This window comes from Paenarthrobacter sp. AMU7, assembly GCF_041200195.1.
GTDB lineage: Bacteria > Actinomycetota > Actinomycetes > Actinomycetales > Micrococcaceae > Arthrobacter.
Genome location: NZ_CP165735.1, coordinates 3,520,473 through 3,544,158, shown reverse-complemented (window position 1 = coordinate 3,544,158; position 23,686 = coordinate 3,520,473). Strand labels below are relative to the sequence as shown.

The following is a 23,686-nucleotide window of genomic DNA, read 5'->3' as shown; positions in this document are numbered from 1 at the left end:
AGGCTGAAGGCATGGGCGCATCGTGCGCCTTGGGAGAGGCAGGTTTGAAGAGGTCTGTAAGGAAAATGCTCGTGTCGGTCACCGCAGTAGGTGCCGTGCTGGCGGTGGGTTTGGCCACTACAACCGTGGTGAACGTGGTGGCGGCTGAATCGGAAAGCCACCGTGTTGAGTCGTATGGGCAGAAGGTGGAAGTCGCAGGCGGCTTGATGAATGTGGTGGTCAACGGCGAGGGGGAGGACATTGTCCTGTTGCCGGGATTTGGTACGTCTTCTCCTTTCCTCGACTTTCAACCGTTGGTGGATAACCTCGCCCAGGACCACCGGGTGATTGTGGTGGAACCGTTTGGGTACGGCTTGAGTGATGGAACGGAGCGGGAGAGAACCACTGAAAATATTGTTTCGGAGGTCCACTCGGCACTTGAGACGCTCAACGTTGACCGGTACATCCTGATGGGGCACTCCATCGCCGGGATCTACGGCATTGAGTATGCCGCCAGCTATCCGGAGGAGGTGACGGCGTTCGTCGGCATTGACTCGAGCGTTCCCGGGCAACCCGGCATGGACACCCAGTTCCCCACCGGTCTCCTGTCCGCTGCGAAGAGCCTGGGGCTTCTCCGCCTGGTGTCCGCAGCCAGCGACGGGTATGGCGACGCCTACTCAATTCAGGCACGCGAGCAGATTCAGATGCTGACGCAGCGGAACTCCCTTTCCTCCACATATCTGAACGAGATGACCCACATCCGCACCAACTTCGAGCACGCACTGGGGACCGGCTTCGCAAAGGAGTTGCCCCTGCTGCTGTTCGTGGTGTCGGAAAATACGAAGACACCGGAGTGGCTGGGGTTGCATCAGAGGCAGGCCTCGAGCGTCAACGATGGCACCGTGGTGCCGCTCCCGGGAGAGCACTACCTGCATCACACTCACGCTGCGGAGATCGCTGATGGGTTTCGGCAGTGGGCCGCCACCCGCGCAAAGTAGGCCGGCGGGCTGAAACGAAAGTGTCCCGCCTGATGGGGGATCAGGCGGGACTCAACAACCATAGCCTCGCTGGCTGGTAGTTCGCCGGGTGCCCTTGCCCTCGTCCCGCGAGGGCTCTGAGCGTACGCTGGCCCTATGGAGTCCGAGGTCAGGACTGTCGCCTTGCGCACGGGTATCAGCGTCCCCTGTTTCGTACAAGGTCGCCTTGAACAAGCAGTCGACGACGGCGGCACGCCCTTAGTCTTATTGCACGCCTGGAGCGAGTCCTGGCGCAGTTTCGAGCGGCTGATTGCCTCGGTTCCGGATGCAGTTGTTGTGGCCCCGGATCTTCGTGGACATGGTCTTGCCGAGAAACCTCCCGACGGCTATTCGCTGGTGGAGGTGGCCGAGGACGTGGTGGCTCTGTTTGATGCCATGGGCCTTGTCCGTGCCCATGTGGTGGGTTCTTCCAGCGGGGGATACGTTGCCCAACAATTAGCCGTGATGCATCCGGAACTGCTGGCATCTCTGATTCTGGTCGGGGCGCCGTTGAGCCTCCACGGGAAGCCGGCGTTCGCCGCCGAAATGGATTCGCTGACTGATCCGATTTCAGAGGAGTGGGTGCGCGGGTCTCTGTCTTGGTACCGGCTGTTGCACACCGTGCCTGCTTCCTACATTGAAGACCGGGTGCAGGACGGTTTGGCCATGCCGGCGTCCATTTGGAAGGAGTCGCTGCGCGGCTATTACGAAGCGGTGCCGCCAACGGAAACAGGCACCATTTCGGCACCTGCCTTGATTCTCTGGGGCGCCCACGACCATCTGGTTCCTCGGCATCATCAGGAGACCCTAGCCAGCCGCATTCCGGGATCGAGTCTAAAGATCTATGAGGAGACCGGTCACCTGGTGCTGTGGGAGTGCCCCGAGCGGGTAGCGCGGGATGTGCGGGAGTTTCTGGGTGGTGGGAGGGACGGCTGGTCCTGATCGTTCAGGGGCCAGCCGCCCTTTACCTCTGATGGCTGAGTGCGTTAGAGGATGGCCGTCATGACGTTCCAGCCGGTGCCCACCTTTGTGGCCGTAGGCCAGGCTGCGCCCCCACTACCTGCGTAGAGCCACAGCTCGCCGGCCGCGTTGCGTGCCAGGATGTCGGCCTTACCGTCGCCGTTGAAGTCACCGGGCCCAACCAATGAATTCATGACGTTCCAGCCCTGGCCGATCTGCTGCGTCGGGAGCCAACCACTTCCGTTGCGATAAAGCTGGAGTGCGCCGGCCGCGTCGCGAGCAACAAGGTCAGGAGTACTGTCCATGTTGAAGTCTCCTACGCCTGTAATTTCGGACATACCGTTCCAGCCAAAACCTGCATAATAGCGAGGCAGCCAACCGCCGTTCCCGTCGCCGCGATAGACAAATAGCCAGCCTTCGCTGGAACGCGCAACGATATCGACGAACTCGTCGTCGTTAAACTGTCCGATGCCCTCAATTGCCGTCATGCTCTCCCATCCACTTCCGACCTGGACGCGTGAAAGCCAACCACTCGAGCCGTTACCCGGGTAGAGCCAAAGCAGTCCGCTTCCATCGCGGGCCAAAACATCTGCATTACCGTCACCATTGAAATCTCCGGGCGCGACGATGGCTGTCATGATGTTCCAACCTTGTCCTACCTGCTGACGGGGAAGCCACCCACCTGAACCGTCGCCGGGGTAGAGCCACAGCAATCCCGCCGAGTCCCTGGCGATGACGTCCGCCGTGCGATCTCCGTTGTAGTCGTTCTTGACGGGCGGTTGTGTATTCCCATCAATGACGGATATGTGGTTATTGACCACCGTGTAGACCTTGTTGTTGGACGGGTTTACGGCAGCCATGAGCCACGGCGAAATCCTCAGCGTCGTTGTGCCGTTGTTCCGACCGTCAATGACTGTGGTACCTCGGTCGGCCATCGAAACATAGATTTTGTTATTCGTCGGGTTCACCACGATTTTCTTCACCCGCGTAGGCGTGGGGATTTTTGCTGTCTCCCTCATAGTGGTCCCATCGACAATACGGACGGATCCAGTATTGGATGCAGCAGCCGAACCGATGTAGAGCTTGTCTGTCGCCGGATTCAGGGCCCAGCTCTCCAGGGGGCCGTCCCAAGATAACGTGGCGGTGATGGTGTCGCTGACGCCATCGATCACTATGAGGCTGGAACCGGATATCGTCTTGGTTGTGATGTAGATCTTATTTTTCACCGGATTCACTGCCCAGTTAAGGACGTCAATTCCGTCGACGTTCAGAGTTGAGGTGATTTTTCCAGATGCATCAATGACACGTACGCCACCGCTGAAGAGAACGTATGTCTTGTTTGAGACTGGATTGACAGCGATCTTGCCAAAACCTGCGGAACCCGCCACGAGAGTCGGGGTATTGGTGGCTCCATCTACGACGGTGATCCCCGCCGCTGTGCTGACGTAGACCCTATTGGACTTCTCGTTCACAGCAATATCACCGACGTATGAATCGAACGGAATTAGGGTGGATTCCTGAGTCCCTTCATCGATCACTACAAGGGCATTTCTCTCCATCATCGATGCGTCAGAACTTGCGACGTAGAGTCTGTTCGTCGCCGAGTTGACGGCCAACACCCCAGGCGAGTCACCCACCCACTTCACCTGACTCGAGCCGCGGTCTTTGACCCTGAGCACGGCGCCATCTGACCGTATGTACGCTGTGTCAGTTGTGGAATTTACCGCGATGGATGCGGCCTCACCCTCAATGTGGAAATCATCCCCAACAATGTCAGCCGAGGCCGGCCCCGCCGTCATTCCCAGCGACAACACCAGCGCCAAACCGGCGGCCACAGACGTAGACGCAGCTAGCCGTCGTCGTTGATTTAAATTCTTTGACGGGCGCGTTTCATCCAAAGCAACAGACATAAGATCCCCCATTGATAGTGACGCTCAACAGCGTCGGTAGTCGGATTCTATAGCGGATAGACCAACGGCCAACCCCGATTCGATCAGGGGCGGCCGTTGGTTGTCATTCAAATAGTGTGATTCAGAGAATGGCGGTCATGCCGTTCCAGCCTGAGCCCACTTTGCTCGAGGTGGGCCACGATGCTCCGCCGTTGCCCGCATAGAGCCACAGCTCGCCTGCAGCGTTGCGGGCGAGAATATCGGCCCTGCCGTCGCCGTTGAAGTCGCCGGGACCAACAAGTGAATTCATGCTGTTCCAACCCTGTCCAATGGTCTGCTTTGGGAGCCAGCTTCCATAGCCGTTAGGCGGATAGAGAAACAGAGTTCCGGCGCCGTCGCGGGCTACGAGATCAGAGACCCCATCACCGTTGAAGTCAGCTACGCCAGTAATCTCGGACATTCCGGTCCAGCCGGAACCGGCCCACATCCGGGGCAACCAACCGCCCTTGCCATCGCCGCGATATACCCAGAGCGCGCCATCGCGGGCACGAGCTACGACATCAGCGAATCCGTCACCATGAAAGTCAATTGCCTCAATTGCGCTCATGCCTTCCCAGCCGCTGCCGACCTGTACACGAGCGAGCCAGCTGCCAGAGCCGTTGCCTGGGTAGAGCCACAACACTCCGCCTCCGTCACGAGCCAAGACATCGGCATTGCCGTCTCCGTTGAAGTCGCCGGGAGCCACGAGGGCGTTCATGACGTTCCAGCCCTGTCCCACCTGGAGGCGCGGCAGCCAGCCGCCGGAGCCATCGCCGGGGTAGAGCCAGAGCACCCCCGCAGCATCTCTGGCCAAGATGTCGGCCTTGAGATCTCCATTGAAGTCGTTCTTTACGGGCTGTTCCGCATTTCCGTCAATTACGCCCACAGAATCACTCTCGGAGTTGACCACGTAAACCTTGTTGTTGGACGTGTTCACGACTGCAGCGTCGGGTTCCTGGCCCGTATAAAGCGCTCGGCTGGTGTTGTTTCGGCCATCAATGATGGTGGTTCCACGGCCAGTCATGGTGGCGTAGATCTTGTTGTTGGACGGGTTTACCACGATGCTGCGAACCCGGGTGGCCGTGACTATGTGCGCAGTTTCCGTCAGGGTGGCGCCGTCGATCACCTTGATGGATCCGTCGCTGTTCCAGGTACCAGATTCGACGTAGATCTTGTCGGTGGCGGGGTTCACCGCCAAAGTTCCGAGCGGGCCTTCGGATGCCATGGATCCAGTGATCTTGTCAGTGGCACCGTCGATGACCTTGACGCTGGATCCATACTTTGGTGTCGTCGTGACGTAGATTTTGTTCTTTGACGGATTGATCGCTATAGCGCCGATCCCGCCCGCACCCACGGACACAGTTGACGTGATCTTTCCGCTGGCGTCGATGACTTTCACAGTCCCGGCGGAAAGAGCGTAGACCTTGTTGGTGGCGGTATTAACTGCAATGTCTTGCGCACCGGCGGAGTTCAGGACCGGAGAGGCCACGTTTGTAGCGCCATCGATGATCTTGAGGCCATTTGCAGTGCTGACATAGACCTTATTGGTCTTTTCGTTTACCGCAATGACGTCTGCATTAGCGCCAACTGAGACGGTGGTGGCTGCGTGGGTCACGCCGTCAACTACTGCGACCGAACTGGAATCGCTGACGTAGATCTTGTTCGTCGCTGAGTTTACAGCGATGCGCGACGACAAGATATCGGGCTGATACACATTCGCCGTGCCACCCCCGCCGATGCTGTAAATGCCGCCAAAAGTCGACACATAGGCTGTGTCGGTTACCGAATTTACGGCTATATTGGAAGGCTGTTCACCCACCAGGACAGCATCCTTGACAACGTCAGCCGTTGCCGGTGCGGCAGCCGTTCCCAACGCCAGTGCCAAGGTCAAAGCGGCGGTGCCGAACCCGGAGACTCTATGCCGTCGTCGTATACCCACCGGTCGGCACGGGCGCGAACCAGCTAAAACACTACTCAAAGAATCCCCCGGAAGTCGTGACGCTGAAGCGCGTCTTTACGGGCATTCTATAGCCCGCATGCCATCGCGGGTGAATACTACCGATGACGAACGAGTGGCGTGGGGGTGGGCGGCGTAAAGCCCTAGGAACCCGACGGGTGACAGGGCCAGAGATAGGGGAAGGGGCGACCATGAGAGATTGTGTTGAAAAGGTCGCAACAAATATGCGGGAATTATAAATTCCAAGTATGAAATCTTCTTGGCTTTTCGGTCTATTGCCAGTAGGCACCTTGGACGTTACGGTGTGATCACCATCGCAGCATCGTGTTCTACTACTGGGGGCATTACATGAAACGTTCTATGGTCGCTTTGGCGGGCGCTCTTGCGCTTGCGCTTACGGGCGGCGCCACATCTTCGGCCTTTGCCACTACAAGCATTACGCCGGCACAAATCACTACTGGATTTGCGGGGTCCGCATACGGGTCATACATTTTCAACACGGACAAGACACTGACTTCCGGTCCAACTGCCAGCGCGAGCATTGCCTGCACGGGTGCTACGGGTAAGACGGCCTCCAACAACGTCAGCGGGCTTAACGTCCCCGCCATTGGAACTGTCGGCAATGCAAACACGACTGTCAAGACAGTGCTCACCACAACAAGTAAACGCATTGAGGGGAAGTCGACCGTAGCCGGGGCGAACCTGCTCGGTGGTCTCATTACCGCGGGTGCCATAACCTCCGAAAGCACCGCAGAGAAGAACACCGCCGGTGCTTTTGCCGGGACAAATCAAACAACTATCGCCGACCTTAAAGTGTTGGGCATCGCTGTAAACGCCAATCCGGCAGCCAATACCGTTATTGACCTCAAAGTGCCGCTTCTGGGTTCGGTAGGAAAAGTTACACTGAACGGCCAAGAGAAGCGCTTGGTTGGCACCACCTACCAAGTCTCCACCACGGCATTGCGGGTGGAAATTCTGAAAGCAGGGCTACTTGGTCTAAAGGTTGGTACAGACATCCGCCTCGGAGTCAGCAACGTCAAGTTGACGCCACCGCAGACCGGTTATCTCGCAGGGACAGGTTATGGCACAAGGGCTACCCTGGCATCCGGTCTCATTGGGTCCGGCCCCACTGCACTGGCGTCCGTTAAATGCGCGGGAGGAACGACGACGGCGAATGTGGCCGCAGTCAACATCCCAGGCGCGGTTTCGGCTGGAGCTTCCGTGACGACAGCTACGGGCGTTCTGACTCCTGAGGCGAAGAGCACCGTGGTCAATACCATCGGAGGAGTCAATGTCCTTAGCGGCGTCATACAAGTTGACGCTATCAAGGCAGAAACCAGTGCAAGCCGTGCTCCGGGTGGGGGCGCAGTTAAGCTGACCGACACGTCGACATTTACGAATCTCAGGATTGCTGGACTGCCGGCAATCAACGCATCGGTTGCCCCGAACACAGTCATTCAAGTACCAGGTCTAGGCCAAGTCACCTTACATAAGGTCAGCAAGTCATCGACCACTATAATTGTCACAATGGTCGAGATCGTCCTTAGCCAAGCGCTTGGTACGCTTCCTACAGGGTCCAAAATTCAAATCGGTTACTCCAACTCAAGCGTCGGAGCCTAACCCTCGTAGATCTCAAATTTCCACAAACCCACGGAGTCCCGCCAACGTCAAGTTGGCGGGACTTTTTGGTGGGAACTAAAGCTTGCGCGACAACCGGCCTCGCTGACGAGTTAGGGTCACAACAAGAGCTGGGCGCCCCTAAAGCACGGGTGACAAGTGGGTCCGTGGCGCCGCATCGGATAGTGTCGTCTGCGGGCCAAGTGCCCACGACCTGTACTGCTACCCCCAGGAGAATTCCACAGTTATGAGACGCGCACTCTCCGCTGCCCTGATCACACTCGCCCTGGCTGGGTGCTCCGCCCCGAGCCAGTCCGAGCCCCAGCCTACGACTACGGAGTCCAAACCAGCAGTCCCCAAGGTGACGGAAGAACAGAGCGCTGACCTCTTGAAGCGCATTTCTCCAGTGGCTCCGAAATTCACACAGGAAGAGATCGCAACCAATTCCCGCTATGTCTGCGCCGCCATCCTTCAAGGCGGCAGCGACAAAGCGCTGGTGGCTACTGTGGTCAAGCATTTCAACCGTGCTGACGATCCCATAGCGGATACCGAGGCGGCCGGAGTTGTAGAAGCAATCCGAGCCAACGGTTTCTGCAAAGATGGCGCAACCTCTTAGACGCTTGCGAGGCCATGAGAAAGCCCCTGTATGCGAATGACATGCGCATACAGGGGCAAAAGCTCATCAAGACATAATCCCGAGTCCGGGACTAGTTTCCTTTTTCCAGAGCATGGGCCGTGACATAGGCGCCTAACTGGTCCTTGGAAAGGGCTTCTGCGATGTCCGAGATGGCTGCTGTATCGGCGACAACAATCGACTGGCCGTCAGCTGAGGTGCCCGTGCCGAGAGTGGGCAAGGTGAACATCACTGTGTCATTTGCTCGCAGATCCTTCATACCAACGGCGAGGCTCCCGATGGCGGCAGCGTCGAAGCTCTTGTCGACGCTGATGAAAGGAGTCACAGCGCTAACCATGCTGTTGACGGTCACAGGGTTGGTCAGAGTTTCCCGCGCGATCGTCTTGCTAATGATTGCTTTCATGTATGCCTGCTGGTTCCGCACTCGCTGGTAGTCGCCATCGCTGAATGACATACGTTCACGGACAAAAGCCAGTGCCTCATCACCATTAAGCGTTTGCTTTCCGGCTTCGTAGTAGTGACCCTTCATGGGGCCCTTCGCCGGTGCAAAGGGGATCTTTACATCTACTTCGACTCCGCCCAGAGCATCAGTAAGACCCTTGAAGCCTTCAAAATCGACCATTGCGACATGATCAATGCGCTGTTGGAATAGGGACTCAACAGTCTGGACCATCAGTGGCACGCCCCCAAGAGCCAAGGCAGAGTTGATCTTTGACTCCCCCTTCCCCGGAATATCCACCCAAAGGTCACGCATGAGTGATACTGCGTACACGTTCTTGCGGTCTGCCGGGATGTGCACGAGCATCAACGTGTCAGCGCGCTGGTCGGTGGAAGCCTGAGTATCAATGTCGAGCTCCGCAGACCCGCGAGTGTCACTACCCATCACAAGGATGTTCATTGCGGCGGTGCCATTCACGGGCTCGGTCTTCTGAGGCCGAGTCGACTCTTCAGGGAAGGCCGTCTCGATCTTGGTGGTGCCCGAATTGAACGTCTGAGCAAGGTTGTAAAGGTAGCCACCCCCAATCAGACCCGCGACGAGCACGGCGGCTGCAAAGCCAAGGAGTACGTTCCGTACAGTTTTCTTGCCGCTTTTCTGCCGTCTGGGACGGGACTCTGAGGTGGGAGTTTCGGTATCGTTCGGGAGCGTCATGTGTTCCTTGATGTTGGCATCAGCAGTGACGATTCTATCAAGGCGAAAATACGCCGTCCGCAAACTCCACTTTTTGGCCGGAGTCCTGCCGGCTGGTGACGTTCACCAGGTACGGGGTTCCAGGGGGCAGCGTTGATCCATCGAGACTGATGACGATCGATTCAAGTCTTGGATTAGAGCTGCCGTCCTCACCGCCTTTTTCCGCCGTGCTCGAAGGGTTTGAGTCCAGCTCATGGGAAGCGCCGTCACTAGTGGTCCAGGACACTTTCACTTGTCCGCCGGAGAGATTGAATCCGACGACGGTTATTATGCCTGCGTCAGCGTCGACTTTAGCGTCGGTCACGATGGGCGACGTATGCCCCGACTGCAATTGCTCCTTGAGCGGCGTGCCGGTGCCTTTGCACGTGAAGTAGGGATCCCACATGAATGAAACTATCTTTTCAGCCTGAGCCATCTGTTGAAGCTGGCGATCCATTCTTTCCAAAGTGGTTTGCCCACGAAGGCTGTTGCCGCACGTGTTGGTCTTAGTAGAGGGGGCCATGCCTTCCAAGTTGGCCCACAAAACGGCACCTGTCCCGGTGATGCCATCCGCCGCGGCTTGGAAGTAGTCCCGATTGGGTGCCACGTACTTCTCGCCCCATGTCCCGTTGCCGACGATGGTTGCGGCGAAAGTATCCACGGGCCCGTCCCCCTCGCTGGGCATGTAGGCTGCGCCCTTTCCAGTTCCCATGCCATCTTGGATGGCGATGTTCAGTGCGAGGCCACCCGAGGTCTGGGCGATCCGGCGTATCCCGAGCCGGGCATCTTGAGGGCTGACGTTGGACGCCGCCGATCTGGACTCGATATATGGACTAATGACCGCTGAACGGGTTGGAAGTACGCGCTCAATTGCCATGTTTTGCATCTTGTAGAGAGACAAAACAGGGTCGAAGAATTGATTGGAGCTAATCGGCATCTCGAAGTGATGGTAAAAGCCGGCAAGCCCTGGAACATCATTATTGGCTGCCTGGTATTCCAAGAACCGCTCCGTGAAAAGGTCAAGGGTATTCATGTAGGACAGATCGGGAAGGTAGTCCACGTCGGTCCGCTTGACTGGTGCAGGCAGACCCGCATAGAACTTCATGTCCAACTCCGTTGCCGCCGACGACAACGCGGCGGCTGGATCTTCGGCAGACTCTTTGCTGCCCCCCACTATCACCACGTCATAGGTTCCGTCGGGGGAGGTGCAGCCGCGGCCCTCTGTGGGCAGCACCAATATGGTGTATGACTTGCCGGCGGATGAGACAGTCCGGTCATTGGGACACTTCCAGACAGACTCCCCCCAGTGGCTTCCGTCGGAATAGGTGAAGTATCGATGAACACTTAAGGAGGTGCTGACGAATTTGCCGCAGGCCATACCTTGCACAACGCAGTCGGTAGGAAGGGACTCCTCCGTGGCCGGCCTCAGAAGGGTGCCAAAAGTGATCGCTGTATCTCCACCCAAGGCCTTGATATCTGCCATCTTGTCCCTGTTGGCGGATGACTCGGTATTGGCGGTGATGAAGTAACCGCTGATGGGATGGGTGGGCGGCGAAGCGGGGGCGTTGGGTGTTACGGCAGTGTTGGGTGTTCCGGCGTTATTGTCCCAGGGAGCGAAGACCACGCACACGACGACAAGGAGGGCCGCGAGCATGGCGACGGCCCATCGCCTTATTCCTTTGGGGGATGGCCTCTGCGGCGATGATTGTCGGGAGAGGTTAGCGGGCTTCATGTATTCCTCTGAATCGACATCAGCAGAGACGACTCTACCAAGAGAGGGCATTATCCCGCCCCGGCGGGCGGGCTCCCGGCGGATCTCTGCGGCTGAGGGGATGGGTCTAGTCCATACGATAAACTAATCCGGGTCGCCCCTCCGCGGAGGGGAACGTCCGCGCGCCGTCATGTCTCAGGTGGTTGCGATAAATAGATCGCCGAAAGCGTTCTGAAACACATACAACGGGGGGAAAGTTGGGCACTGGAATCAAACGTGTTCAAGCCGTGCTCGTGGTCTTTCTGCTGGCCAGCATCGGGTTCATAGGCATTCAGCCCGCTGTCGCCACCGAGCTGGAGCCGGGACCAGGCAGTGAAACTGGGCAACCTACTGAAACCGCAACTCCCACCCCACCAGTGGTGCCACCGGTCGTAGTGCCTCCGATTTTGGAGCCGTCTCCGCCCCCCCCTCCTTTGGAGCCGGAGAAAACGCCGGAACCAGCTCCTCCGGCTGTTGAGCCGGCACCCGTTGCTCCTCCGGTCACCGAGCCTGTGGCCCCGCCAGCTGTTGAGGCAGTTGTTCCCACCGCTCCCACCCAAGAGACGCTTTTGCCAAACCTGCCCGCGGAAGGCGAGGTTCAGGGCTACGTTGATCAACCTTTGGTTCCTGAGGAAACGACGACGGCCCCTTCGGAGTCCACACAATCTCCAACGCCCACTGCATTGCCAACCAAATCAGCGGCGCCACCCGTTGCCAGCGCCGATATTGCGGGTCCGCTAAAGGTTGCCTTGGCACCCGTTGCTGAGAATAACCCCCTTGTCCAAGGGGTTACCGTCCTCGTGCTGATTCTGCTGGGCGTTGCATACTTCCGGGCTCTGCGTTCCAAGGGGAGCCCTCGCCCCCGTCTTAACGGCAAGTAGCCCATGGGTTACTCCCTCACCGGGGAACAGGCTGCGGAAAATCCTGCATCACCGATGCGCCTCATGCTCCTCACACACTCTTATTGGCCAGAACATAGCCCACCCCAACGCAGGTGGGCCTCCCTCGCTCGTGAATTCCGTAAAGCTGGCTGGGACGTGGACGTTGTTGCGCCTGTGGCCCATTATCCAAACGGCCGGCGCAATCTGCCCCGCAGGCAAGCCGGACTCGCTTTTTCGCATCAGCGAGGTCCTCATGGTGAAACCATCCGACGGGTCCCCTATCTGAGGCACATGGGCACATCGTCCGTTGCCCGATTCATGGATCAGCTGTTCTCTGCCGTTATGTCCGTTCCCGTGGGCCTGGGAGGCAAGAAACCCGACGCCATTCTCGCCACGGCTCCGAGCCTTCCTACGTTGGCGACCGGGTACGTTCTCTCCAAGCTCAGGGGAGTCCCTTTCATCGTCGAGATGCGGGATGCATGGCCGGACCTGGCACGTGACGCTCGTATCGTCCAGGGCAGCGTCAAGAGTCTTGTGGAGCATGCTGTGGAGTTCTTGCAGCAACGGGCTGACCTGGTGGTTACAGTGACAGAAGGATTTGCTGACACGCTTCGCGCGCGGGGCATCAAGCATGTAGCCACGGTCAGTAATGGACTGGATCTCCATACAGTCCCATTCCTGGAGCCCCCCGCTCTTGATCGTATGGAGTTCCGGGCTCTCTACCTTGGCAACCACGGCAAGAGCCAGAAGCTGGACATTCTCATCCGAGCCAGCGCGTTGTTGGGAGATGGTTTTCATCTGACACTGGTCGGCCAAGGTACAACCAGGCCTCAATTGGTCAAGCTCGCTCGGGAACTGAACGCTCCGGTGACTTTTTACCCATCGCTTCATGGCCCGGCTGTTCTTGAAAAGTACCGGGAAACGGACACTTGTATCGTCTCGCTCCGCGATGACTGGAAGTCATTTGAGACCACCGTTCCATCGAAGACCTACGAGGTTCTGGCGATCGGCAGGCATGTGACCGCAATCGTCCGAGGCGAGGCTGAGCGAATCATCCGCGAAGCCCAGGCGGGTGACGTGGTGCAGGCCAATCCTGAAGCTGTTGCTCAACTGTGGCGCGAGCTTTCCCAAGACCGACAAAGGCTCGCAGCAGGCAAAAGTGGTCGTGAGTGGGTAAGTGAGCATGCGGACTATGCACATCTTGCCCTTCAATATATGCAGGAGATCGCAAAAGTAGCAGCCAAGACTACGCAGGCTTCAGAACGGCGGGAATCCACATGATTCGCGTCATGACCAACTTCAAGTTGGCAGCAAGCACCGTTGTTGAACACCTGACGGAGGCACCCTTCATGCTGGTGCTTTTGATACTTAGGCGGCTGCCTTCATCCGTGGTTGGGCCCGCTGCCACCATGGTCACAAAAGCAGCACCAAGATCGTCCAAACCGCTATTTTTGCTCGCAAGCCTCGCTGCTGGTGACATTGGCGGATTGGTGAAGCGGTTCGAAAGCACTTCGGCTCAGAGAATCACAGCCGGCCAAGCTCGGAGGGCAAGCGAAATTGCACTTGCCGCGGGACAGCTTGAATGGGCGGACATCTTCTTGTATCAAGCCGAGGGCGCACGTCAACGTCCTGCGACTTCGGCGCGACGCAAGTGGTACGACGGCGACATGTCCGGGGCTGTAGAGGCTTTGACAGGTCAGCCCGCAGGTATGGCCAGGCAGCGAGCACGACTCGAATCAGAGCTCAAAGTCTTCGGGGGATGGCGCCCCGTATTGCCGAGAATCAGCTTCGAGCCAAAGCCTCGGCGCGTCATGCACCTCTTGACGAATTCCGTACCCCATACGGCCAGTGGTTATGCTCGGCGGACCCATTCGATCCTCACGTCGCAACAAGACTCCGGTTGGGAGACGTTAGCCGTCACCCGTCTGGGCTATCCGGTACAGATCGGTGCACTCACGGCGCGGAAGGATGACGTGGTGGATGGAGTCCACTACACTCGCTTACTTCCAAGCCACATGGCCAAGTCCATGGATGGTCGCTTACAGCAGCAGGCCGATGAACTTCTCAAAGTAGCCCGGAGTTTCAAGCCTTCCGTTCTTCATACGACTACTCACTTTGTCAACGGCGTGGTTGCACGCGAAGTAGCAAACGCTTTGGACTTACCCTGGGTTTACGAGGTTCGTGGGCAGCTTGCCGACACTTGGGCATCAACCCGCGGCGACGATGCACGGCGCAGCGAGCGCTATCAGTTGTTTATGGAGCGCGAGGCCGACGTCATGCGCAGCGCTGACTTGGTGGTAACTCTGGGTGAGGCCATGAAGAGCAATATCGTTGCGTCGGGAGTCCCGGCCAACAAGGTGCTCATCTGCCCCAACGCAGTGGGTGGGTCCTACTTGAGGGAACCCCTGGAGCATAGAGCGGCCCGTCTTGCCTTGGGACTGGATCCGGCGGGGCTTTATGTAGGAACCGTCAGCAGTCTTGTGGATTACGAGGGCATCGATGATCTCGTCTCAGCATTTGCGCTGCTTGCACCTCGGCTGTCAAAGTTGAAGTTGCTCGTCGTTGGAGATGGGGCGGCTGCTCCTGCTCTTCAGGATCAGGTCCGGCGACTCGGTTTATCGGAACGAACTCATTTCGCAGGACGGGTGCCGGCCGCCCAAGCGCATCTCTTCCACCAAGCTCTGGATGTATTCGTCGTGCCTCGGAAGGATCTCGCCGTAACGAGGGCGGTCACGCCGTTGAAGCCGGTCGAGGCCTTGGCCTCGGGGAGACCTGTGGTGTCAAGTGATCTTGATGCCTTACGGGAGATCGTGCATGACGGGGTAAACGGCCGCTTGGTGACAGCGCAGAAGCCTGACGCTTTGGCTGATGCACTGTTCGAATTGCTCGACGACGAAGGTCTGCGACTCCGTTTGGGGGCTGCCGGCCGTCAGGAAGTCCTGGCCACGCGGACATGGAAAGCAAACGCAGATCTATATGGCAAGGCTTACGAAACATTGAGGGGCAACTGATGTCAGCGGACAGGTTGGCAACGCGTGCAGCGCTTTCGTGCACCTACGACGGCGTTCTGGTTCAGTTGGGTGGGCTTGCGACACAGTGTTTTCGAATCGATCAAGGAGACCCATTTAGTGTCGGCAAAGAAAGCTAAGCTTCCACCGCCGGCGGCAATACAGCCGTTGTCGGTGGATATCAGGAAGCTCTCCCGGGTCGGGTCCCGTCCGGGGTTTCTGGATTATCTGGTCCAGCTCTGGGATTACCGCCAGTTTATTTTCTACGACGCCCGGGCTCGGGTTCAGAGTGGAACGCGGAAAGACCGGCTAGGTAGCGCGTGGCTTCTGCTGAACCCCGTCTTCAATGGGTTGACCTACTACTTCGTGTTCGGCCTGCTGCTGCAGACCAGCCATGGCATCGATAATTTTGTCGGTTATCTGGTTGTTGGAGTCTTCCTTTTCCAGTTCAGCTCAGGCGCGATCACGTCAGGTGCGCGATCGATTCGCAACGGTAAATCTGTTGTGCAAGCATTCAATTTTCCACGGGCAGCACTGCCTTTGGGTGCCAACATGCGTGAGATGCTTTCAGCTGTTCCCTTGATTTTGGGCATGCTCCTCCTCATAGTTCTGGTGCCGCCCGCCGAGAAAGTCAGCCTGTTGTGGCTTCTGACCATTCCGGCCGTGATTCTCCAGGGGATCTTTAATCTCGGAATCGGACTGATACTTGCACGAGTCATCTCGAAGGTTCACGACATCACCCATCTACTTCCCTTCGTTATCCGTGCCTGGATGTACGGTTCGGCTGTCTTCTACTCCTACGAACGGTTCGTGTCCGATCCGACGATTCTCGCCGTGATGAAGTTCAATCCGCTCTTCAACGTCATTGATATCGTTCGCAGCAGCGTCCTTTACGATCGTGTGCCGTCTTGGGAGTCATGGGCAACTCTGGGAGTCGTCGCGCTGGGGGCACTCTTGGTTGGCTTCGTATTCTTCTGGCAAGGGGAGGAGACTTATGGGCGCGATTGATTCAACTGCATTTTTGGATGGTCCTCCCTGCGTAGTCATAGACAAGGTCCGGATGACCTATCGGGTGCCATCTTCTGACGGACGCAGCACGTCCAGCCGACGGGGAATCAGGGGAAGAATTACAAGCCTGCTGGAGCGGCCGAACTTGGTCACTGTTTCTGCGCTCAAAGAGATCTCTTTGGTCGTGGAAAGGGGCGAGTCTGTCGGCATCATCGGCCGTAATGGTTCTGGAAAAAGCACAATGATGAAGTTGATCAGCGGCCAGGTGGCGCCGACCCACGGTGCTGTTTACGCTTCAAGCACCCCCGTTCTCCTTGGCGTCAATGCCGCACTGGTCCCTGAACTTTCCGGCGATCAAAACGTTGTTCTGGGCTGCCTCGCTATGGGTATGACCAGGGAGCAGATCGATGTTCGTTTCGACAGTATCGTCGAAGTCTCAGGTCTGGATTCCGCCATCTTCCTTCCGATGAAAACGTACTCCTCGGGCATGGCGTCCCGACTACGCTTTGCCATTGCAGCATCTGTCAATCCGGAAATCCTCCTGGTCGATGAGGCGCTGAATACTGGAGACGCGCAGTTCAACAACCGGAGTAAAGCACGCATGGATGAGCTGCGGGCCCAAGCGGGTTGCGTCTTCATCGTCAGTCATGGCCTGGACACCATCCGGGACATGTGCAGCAGGGTGATCTGGCTTGATAAGGGCGAACTCATCATGGACGGGCCTGCTGAAGACGTGACAGCTACTTACAAAGACTTCTCATCCAACCTTTCCCGTGGGAACAACCTCACAGCCGCAGGTATCAAGGATGAAGCCCGCGCAAACCTTGTGGCTACACGTGTGCTCGAGCGAGCCAGCGGGCGTCGGATGGAAGGACGCTGACATGCTAGTAATCGAGGACATTCGCAAAGCTGCCTGGCATTACCGACAGGGAGGACTGAACCAGCTCTTGGAGTGGCGCAGGAGACAAAAAGTCGAGAAGCGAATTAACAGTCCACGAGGCAAACGAAAGACGCGACCTGGTTCTTCTGGTTCGGGGCCTGCTAATCTTGCAGCCTTTGGGCCCTATCGCGTACCTGATCGTGATCCGCGACGCCAGGATCTTAGAGTCGGCGTGATTCTGGATGATTTTTCAAGTGCTGCTTACTCCTTTGAATGGAACTTGTTGCACCTTCGCAAAGACTCGTGGCAGGAGCAGTTGGCGGAAACGTCCATCGATTTCCTGTTCGTAGAGTCTGCCTGGAGCGGCAACCAAGGCTCTTGGAAGTACCAGCTCATGGGCACATCCGGACCAAAGCCGGAGTTCTTGGAATTGATGGCGTGGTGCCGGGCGCGGCAGATTCCTACAGTCTTTTGGAATAAGGAGGATCCACCTCACTACGAGGACTTCCTCCCTGCAGCTCGTGAGTTCGACATGGTCTTCACGAGTGATTCAGACCGTATTCCGTCCTATCAAAGGGACTTGGGCCATGACCGCATAGCTCCGCTGCCGTTTGCTGCGCAGCCTGCAATCCATAATCCGGTTCGCATTGGAGAGGGTCGCCATTCAAGAGGAGTGGCCTTCGCCGGAATGTACTTTGCTCATAAGTACCCTGAACGCCGGCAGCAGATGGATCTACTCCTCAGTGCGGCAAGGGACGCGTCGTCTAAGTCAGGGCCAAGGTTGGACATATTTTCGCGCCAACTAGGTGGCGATTCCAGCTACCAGTTTCCAGTACCGTTCAACGAGAACGTAGTTGGTAGCCTGGACTACGCAAAAATGCTCACTGCGTACAGGGCGTACAAGGTATTTCTCAATGTTAATTCCGTGGTCGGTTCTCCCAGCATGTGCGCGCGAAGGATTTTTGAGATCACCGCTTCGGGGACACCGATAGTCTCAACGCCGAGCGCGGCTATCGGTCACTTCTTTGAGCCAGATGAGGTTTTTGTAGCGGGGTCACAAGAGCAGGGTGAACATCAGATCAGAATGTTGGCCCGCAGCCCCGAACTCAATGATCGAGTGGTTCATAGGGGCCAACGACGAATCTGGAGCGAGCACACGTATGCCCACCGCGCGGAAACGATAATCGCAGCTGTTCTCCCGGAGCGTGTGCGTCGTGTTGCTCTGCCAACAGTCAGTGCTCTCGTGCCGACCATTCGACCACATCAGCTGGAGCATGTGTTCGCGACTATCGGTAGTCAATCGGACGTTGATGTTGAGTTGGTCCTTCTAACGCACGGATTCGAAGTACCCATGGACCATGTCGAGGATTTGGCCGCAAAGCACGGGGTTCAGCGCTTCAAGCTTCTGACTGCGTCCAGAGACTTGACGCTGGGTGAATGCCTGAACCAGTGTGTCGCCGCGTCTTCGAGTGAAGTTCTCACAAAGATGGATGACGACGACTACTATGGTCCGCAATATCTTGTGGACCTCCTGCATGCACTTGATTACTCGAAGGCAGACGTGGTGGGTAAGCAAGCGCACTACATGCACTTCGTGTCGACCAAGGCGACGGCGCTCCGTATCGCCCATATGGAACATCGTCTAACCCGCTTTGTGGTTGGACCGACTATCACGGCACGACGTGAAGTCTTTGAATCCAATCCTTTTGAAGCTGTTAATCGTGGAGAAGATACAGGCTTCCTAAAAGCCGTCACCACGGCGGGTGGCTTCATCTATTCTGCCGACAGATTCAACTTCTGCCAGATCCGGCAGGGCGACGGTCATACTTGGGATGTCTCAGATGAAGAACTGGCCGCGTCCGGCGAAATCACGTTCTTTGGAGATCCCAAAGAACACATCACTGTTTAACTAAAAAGGGGAAGTAAATGACGAACATCAAAACAGTAGCCGTTGTTGGCCTTGGATATATCGGGCTTCCGACTGCCGCTATCCTCGCGACCAACGGGATCAACGTCGTAGGCATCGACGTGAACCAAAACACGGTTGATGCAGTAAATCGAGGCGAGGTCCCGTTCGTGGAACCCGATCTGGGTGTCCACGTGGCCGGTGCTGTGAGCCAAGGACACCTCAAGGCGACAACGGAAACTCCGTCTGCCGAGGCCTACATCGTGGCTGTACCCACACCGTTCCGCGACGACCACTCTGCAGACTTGAGCTACATTGAGGCAGCTGCCCGCGGAATCGCGCCTCAGCTCAAAGGCGACGAACTCGTTATTCTCGAATCCACTTCACCCCCACGCGCCACGCGGCACATGGCCGATTACATACTCGCTTTGAGGCCTGACCTCTCGCTTGACGGTGCCAATGGTGCGCCGGTTATTCATTTTGCTCATTGCCCTGAGCGAGTTCTGCCCGGCCGCGTAATGATCGAACTCGTCACCAATGACCGCATTGTGGGTGGCATTACGCCCGCAGCCGCGGAACTGGCAAAAGACCTCTACGCAGTGTTCTGCCAAGGGGAGATTCTGGTCACGGATGATGTGACGGCTGAAATGGCGAAGCTCGTTGAGAACTCGTACCGCGATGTGAACATTGCTTTCGCAAATGAACTCTCCATCATCAGCGACAAGCTGGGTATCGACGTGTGGGAATTGATCCGGTTGGCCAACCACCACCCGAGGGTTAACATCCTGCAGCCAGGTCCCGGTGTTGGGGGTCACTGCATCGCTGTGGACCCGTGGTTCATTGTGGCCGCCGCTCCGGAGGAAGCTCAACTCATCCGCCAGGCCCGCATTACCAACGACTCCAAGCCGGAATGGGTCGTGGCGAAGGCGCGCAAGGCTGCTGAGGCAGTCGGAGCCGCACCCGTCATCGCCACACTCGGTCTGGCATTCAAGGCGAACATCGATGACCTGCGCGAGTCACCGTCCATTGGCATCACAGCTGAACTGGCTGAGCAGCTTCCGACGGCAAGTCTCCTGGTCGTGGAGCCGCACGTCGAAGCACTTCCCGCTGCCCTTCGGGACCGCTCCAATGTGGAGCTTGTGAGCACGGAAGAAGCCATCTCCAAAGCTGATGTCATTGTGGTTTTGGTGGACCACGACGAATTCAAGTCCATCTCCCCGGCAGCATATGCAGGCAAGACAGTCATTGACTCCCGCGGCATCTGGGGACCGGATGCCAACGCCGAAGTGACTGCCACCGTGGCCCACGCCGTCAACTAACGGCATTTCGGTTACCACAGAGGAGGATCCACTACTTCATGGACCGCAACAAAGGGGACGTCGAGCATATTCGGCAGGGCATTAGCCGTGCGGCGCTTGCCCACAATGTCCAGATCGAAAAACTCCAGGCTGAATTGCGCGACGCATACCAGCGGGAAGTGGATATGGCCTCTGTGGTAGCCGAAAGGCGGAAGTTCAGCCAGGAACTGTTCACGACCCGCCTTAAACTGGACATGTACCGTGAAAAGTATGCTGCCAGCCAGAGGGAACTGGCCGAGCGCGACAAGAAACTAGCAGCATTGTCCAATTCGGCGCTCGGTGCGCTGCAACTGAAGTACTGGCGTCTACGCAGGCGCCAAGGACGGGGGAAAGCCTGATGGGCGACGCGGAGAACCGCCTCTGGCGGTCTAAGAAGCGTTTGGAAGAACTCGAATACTGCCAAGCTGCCTCGGACTCACGGCAGGGTTATTACACCTCAAAGTACTATGTGGACTCAGTACTCGCCGGCGAGCCTGTTTTGCCGTCGAACACAAAACGGAAGTACCTGGCCCGGCGGAATGCGTCACACATCGAGGGCTACATTGAGGATCTTCGTCCTATCCTGCAGGATATTCCCGAAACCTTGGGTTCGAGAAGCCTCAGGGCCCATCCCGTTGACGTCGCCATTATTGCCGACGAGTTTCTTTACAAGAGCTTCGACTCAACCGCCCGCCTGAGCTACGTCACACCGGCAAATTTTCAGGACGTAGCTGCTGATGCCGGGCTGTTGCTCATAGCGAGTACATGGCGTGGACTTGGCGGTGAATGGAAAGGGCTTGCAACCCCGGAGTCAAAGAAGAGGAAGTTTCTTCTTGAAGAAGTGGTCCCATACTTCAGAGCCAAAGGGACGCCGGTTGCCTTCTATTCCAAAGAGGATCCCCCCAACTACAGCCAATTCCTTAGCATTGCCAGGGCTGCCGACCATGTTTTCACTTGTGCTGCAGAAAGCGTCCCCGACTACACCCGGGATTGCCCGGATGCGGCATCCATTGGCGTGTTGAGCTTTGGGGTAAATCCCTATCATCACTCACCTGTGTACTCACGCAGGCATCGTCTCCCGGATGTGTTGTTCGCTGGCTCATGGCACACACAGCGTTATCCCGCACGCCGGTCGGGGGCGAAAGCCATCTTCGACGGCGTCCTCGAATCGTCACGGAACCTCGTGATCATTGACCGCAATTGGTCGCTGGAAAACAGCCGCTACTTTTTTCCGGAGGAATACCTCCAGCATGTGGTACCCACTGTCGAACATGATCTGCTGATGAAGCTCCAGCGGATATCCGACTTCAATATCAATCTGAACTCCGTTATATCCAGTGCTTCGATGTACGCTAACCGGGTTGTTGAACTTCAGGCCATGGGGTCGATGGTGCTGTCGAACTACAACGTGGGCGTCAATAATAGGTTCCCTAACGTGCTGACGGCGCAGACTACGTCTGATGTCCGTGATGTTTTGGATGGAATGTCCCAGGTCAACCTCTACGAGGTCCAAATGGAAGGCCTCAGGAGGGCCTACACGGACCACCTTGCCCACGATCGCATGGCAGAGATATTGCAGGCTGCAGGCCTGTCAGCGGGGGCTCCATCGGCGAGGGTGTGTGCAGTCATGGAGGCACCCTCCGACGAACTTCAGCGCGCTGTGCAAGAGCAGACTGTCAGGGGAGTCGAAACCGTGAGCCCGGAACAGTTGCGCCGACGTTACAAAGAGTTCGACATCGCCGTACCCATTTCGGATCGGTTCAGATACGCTCCCACATACGTTGAGGATCTGGTCAACGCGTTCAAGTATGCTGATGTTGATTTCGTCACGAAGTCGCTGCCGAATGCCGGTACGGACACGGGCCCCATGCCCGAGCATGAGTCCTTTTCCACCTTGCCTGAACCTTCCGCGGGTGCCCTCTGGCTCGACTCTGCTGCCGGTGAAGCGTATCGCCAAGGTGGTCGCGTTCAAGGCAATGGCTACGTACTGGATCCTCTCGGTATCGGCATGCGTACAGAGTCCTTGTCACTAGTGGAGTCAGCCCAGGCACCCTTCGAAGCACTTCTTTCCGTCATAGTGCCTGTTCATAACAACGGCTCCTTCCTTCTAAATAAGTGCATCAGGTCCCTCGAACGCTCGTCACTTTTTGCCCAGATGGAGATCATCCTGGTCGACGATGGCTCTACGGATCTGCGCACTCATCAAATACTTGACGAACTGGCGGAGCGGTACAGCCAGGTTATTGTTTTCAAGTTCGGGGGCACTGGCTCGGGTAGCGCGTCCAGGCCACGAAATAAGGGGCTGGAACTCGCAACAGCACCTTGGGTGACTTATTTGGATCCTGACAACGAAGCAATCAACGACGGTTATGCAAAGTTGGTGCAGCTCGCTGTTGATGAGTCCTTGGACATGGCCTTGGGTGACATGCTGAGATACTCGGACGGAATAAAAACTTTCCATAACTCTCGAAAACTTGGCCGCAATTTGGACAGCTCGCCCGTGGACGGTGACGGTGTTCCGGACAGTCTTCTCAGTCGCCTGGACTTCTATCCGATGAGCATCCAGGCTGCTGTGCTCAATTCCTCGTGGTTGAAGAATCTTCATCTTGAGCAGCCTGTTGGAGCGCTTGGACAGGATTCGTTCTTCTTCCAGCAGTTGGTACATTACGCCCGTAGGATCGACGTCCTCGAAGTGCCGATCCACATCTACTACGGTGCGGTGGAGAACTCCGTGGTGAATACCCTCGGTCCACGGTTCTACCAAAAGTATTTTCCCTTGGAGAAGGCTCGCGCCGCCTGGCTTGAAGAAGTCGGACTGATGCCGGAGTACAAAGCGGGACGTGCCCAGACTTTCATGAAGCACTGGTTTATCCATAAACTCAAGCGCGTACCCGAGGCCGACGTTGCCGAATGCGTTGAGTTGATCCAGCAGTTGGGGGAGATTTACGCACCCATAACCTGGGAAGATCCTGAGGTATTGGCGATTATGGAAGGCGACACTACGGCGCTCCACCCTGCCTAAGCGGCTGTCGCGGTTCGCGGCGAACGTTTTCGGCCTGGGGACATCCCGGCGGCAGTTCGCTGTAGGACAAGCGTTTGGTAGTTCCGGGCGTTTGGTGATTCCTCTTCCGGTCCTGGTGCTGTGCTTGATCGCGGTATGGCGCCCAAGCCTGTTCGTTTCCGGTCTAGAGGCCTGTTCGACCAGAACCTGCAGGCCGTCCTCCGTATCGGTAAGTGATCCGGTGGCCAAGAGCTCCCGAAGCTGCTCTTTGACCAACCAGGCGGCTTGTAGTTTCCCGGTGGCATCGCCAGTGGTGCGCGTTGCCCGGGTCCAGTCTGAGAGTGTGCCGTTGGCGTGCCCGAGCAGTCTCCGGTTGGCCCAAACTGCGCCGATTGAGCGTCACCCCCAGAGCCTTACGGAAAGCAGGTGAGTGTGGCGCGGGACCTGGTTTCACAGCACAGGACGGGGACCGGACTCGGCAGCGGCTTAGGCCATGAGGCGTGGCTGCCCAAAGGCGAGGACCTAAGAACCGATGACACGGTGGTCAGGCGAAGTGAGAATCGAGGTGGCAGGATCGTGGCGCCGGGAAGTCGGCATGATCGGCGCTCCTAGCTCCTGACTCTTGTTGAATGCGTAGAGATCATTTGACACAGGAG

General features: G+C 57.3%; 16 protein-coding genes. 12 read left to right on the top strand and 4 right to left on the bottom strand.

Translation table 11 applies throughout. The features are described 5' to 3' along the window. Positions 1–65: 65 nt before the first annotated feature. The gene (locus ABQM86_RS16275) at positions 66–977 is read left to right on the top strand and encodes an alpha/beta fold hydrolase (RefSeq protein ID WP_369744935.1); all 912 of its coding nucleotides are present in this window, start codon (positions 66–68) and stop codon (positions 975–977) included. Between the two features lie 135 nt (positions 978–1,112). Next, positions 1,113–1,937 (top strand): alpha/beta fold hydrolase, encoded by an 825-nt coding sequence (locus tag ABQM86_RS16270; RefSeq protein ID WP_369744934.1) that lies wholly within the window; start codon positions 1,113–1,115, stop codon positions 1,935–1,937. A 44-nt stretch (positions 1,938–1,981) separates the two neighbouring features. Here ABQM86_RS16270 and ABQM86_RS16265 read toward each other — a convergent pair whose 3' ends face one another. Together ABQM86_RS16265 and ABQM86_RS16260 are read right to left on the bottom strand one after the other, a co-directional pair. Next, positions 1,982–3,865 carry an FG-GAP-like repeat-containing protein gene (locus ABQM86_RS16265; RefSeq protein WP_369744933.1) on the bottom strand — a complete coding sequence of 628 codons (1,884 nt, stop codon included), beginning with the start codon at positions 3,863–3,865 and terminating at the stop codon, positions 1,982–1,984. A gap of 121 nt (positions 3,866–3,986) precedes the next feature. Further along, entirely contained in the window at positions 3,987–5,774 is a 1,788-nt protein-coding gene (locus ABQM86_RS16260) for an FG-GAP-like repeat-containing protein (protein WP_369744931.1), read from the bottom strand. Positions 5,775–6,188: 414 nt separating this feature from the next. Here ABQM86_RS16260 and ABQM86_RS16255 point away from each other — a divergent pair, with 414 nt between their 5' ends. Both ABQM86_RS16255 and ABQM86_RS16250 read left to right on the top strand, forming a co-directional pair. Further along, positions 6,189–7,460, top strand: a complete 1,272-nt coding sequence (locus ABQM86_RS16255; RefSeq protein ID WP_369744930.1) for a choice-of-anchor P family protein — start codon at positions 6,189–6,191, stop codon at positions 7,458–7,460. Between the two features lie 244 nt (positions 7,461–7,704). Next, on the top strand, positions 7,705–8,073 hold the full coding sequence (locus ABQM86_RS16250) for a lipoprotein (protein WP_369744929.1): 369 nt from the start codon (positions 7,705–7,707) through the stop codon (positions 8,071–8,073). A gap of 91 nt (positions 8,074–8,164) precedes the next feature. Here the strand turns inward: ABQM86_RS16250 and ABQM86_RS16245 are convergent, their stop codons facing one another. Beyond that, positions 8,165–9,241: an LCP family protein gene (locus tag ABQM86_RS16245; RefSeq protein WP_369744927.1), complete on the bottom strand. Its 1,077-nt coding sequence runs from the start codon at positions 9,239–9,241 to the stop codon at positions 8,165–8,167. A 37-nt stretch (positions 9,242–9,278) separates the two neighbouring features. Then, positions 9,279–10,913 (bottom strand): hypothetical protein, encoded by a 1,635-nt coding sequence (locus tag ABQM86_RS16240; RefSeq protein WP_369744926.1) that lies wholly within the window; start codon positions 10,911–10,913, stop codon positions 9,279–9,281. 980 nt (positions 10,914–11,893) lie between these two features. Here ABQM86_RS16240 and ABQM86_RS16235 point away from each other — a divergent pair. The 8 genes from ABQM86_RS16235 (at position 11,894) to ABQM86_RS16200 (ending at position 23,051) form a co-directional block, all read left to right on the top strand. After that, positions 11,894–13,171, top strand: coding sequence for a glycosyltransferase family 4 protein (locus ABQM86_RS16235; RefSeq protein WP_369744925.1), 1,278 nt, complete (start codon positions 11,894–11,896; stop codon positions 13,169–13,171). Positions 13,172–13,179: 8 nt separating this feature from the next. Then, positions 13,180–14,901 (top strand): glycosyltransferase family 4 protein, encoded by a 1,722-nt coding sequence (locus ABQM86_RS16230; RefSeq protein ID WP_369744924.1) that lies wholly within the window; start codon positions 13,180–13,182, stop codon positions 14,899–14,901. A gap of 117 nt (positions 14,902–15,018) precedes the next feature. Beyond that, complete coding sequence (locus ABQM86_RS16225; protein WP_280623376.1) at positions 15,019–15,906, top strand: ABC transporter permease; 888 nt, start codon at positions 15,019–15,021, stop codon at positions 15,904–15,906. Then, a complete protein-coding gene (locus ABQM86_RS16220) occupies positions 15,893–16,786 on the top strand; it encodes an ATP-binding cassette domain-containing protein (RefSeq protein WP_337339258.1) in 894 nt (297 codons plus the stop codon). Before ABQM86_RS16225 ends, ABQM86_RS16220 begins: the two co-directional genes overlap by 14 nt. Positions 16,787–17,018: 232 nt before the next feature. Continuing rightward, entirely contained in the window at positions 17,019–18,695 is a 1,677-nt protein-coding gene (locus tag ABQM86_RS16215) for a glycosyltransferase (RefSeq protein WP_369744923.1), read from the top strand. A gap of 17 nt (positions 18,696–18,712) precedes the next feature. Then, positions 18,713–20,011, top strand: coding sequence for a UDP-N-acetyl-D-mannosamine dehydrogenase (wecC, locus tag ABQM86_RS16210; RefSeq protein WP_369744922.1), 1,299 nt, complete (start codon positions 18,713–18,715; stop codon positions 20,009–20,011). Between the two features lie 38 nt (positions 20,012–20,049). Then, positions 20,050–20,388 (top strand): hypothetical protein, encoded by a 339-nt coding sequence (locus tag ABQM86_RS16205; RefSeq protein WP_280623372.1) that lies wholly within the window; start codon positions 20,050–20,052, stop codon positions 20,386–20,388. Continuing rightward, entirely contained in the window at positions 20,388–23,051 is a 2,664-nt protein-coding gene (locus tag ABQM86_RS16200) for a glycosyltransferase (protein ID WP_369744920.1), read from the top strand. Before ABQM86_RS16205 ends, ABQM86_RS16200 begins: the two co-directional genes overlap by 1 nt. Positions 23,052–23,686 lie beyond the last annotated feature (635 nt).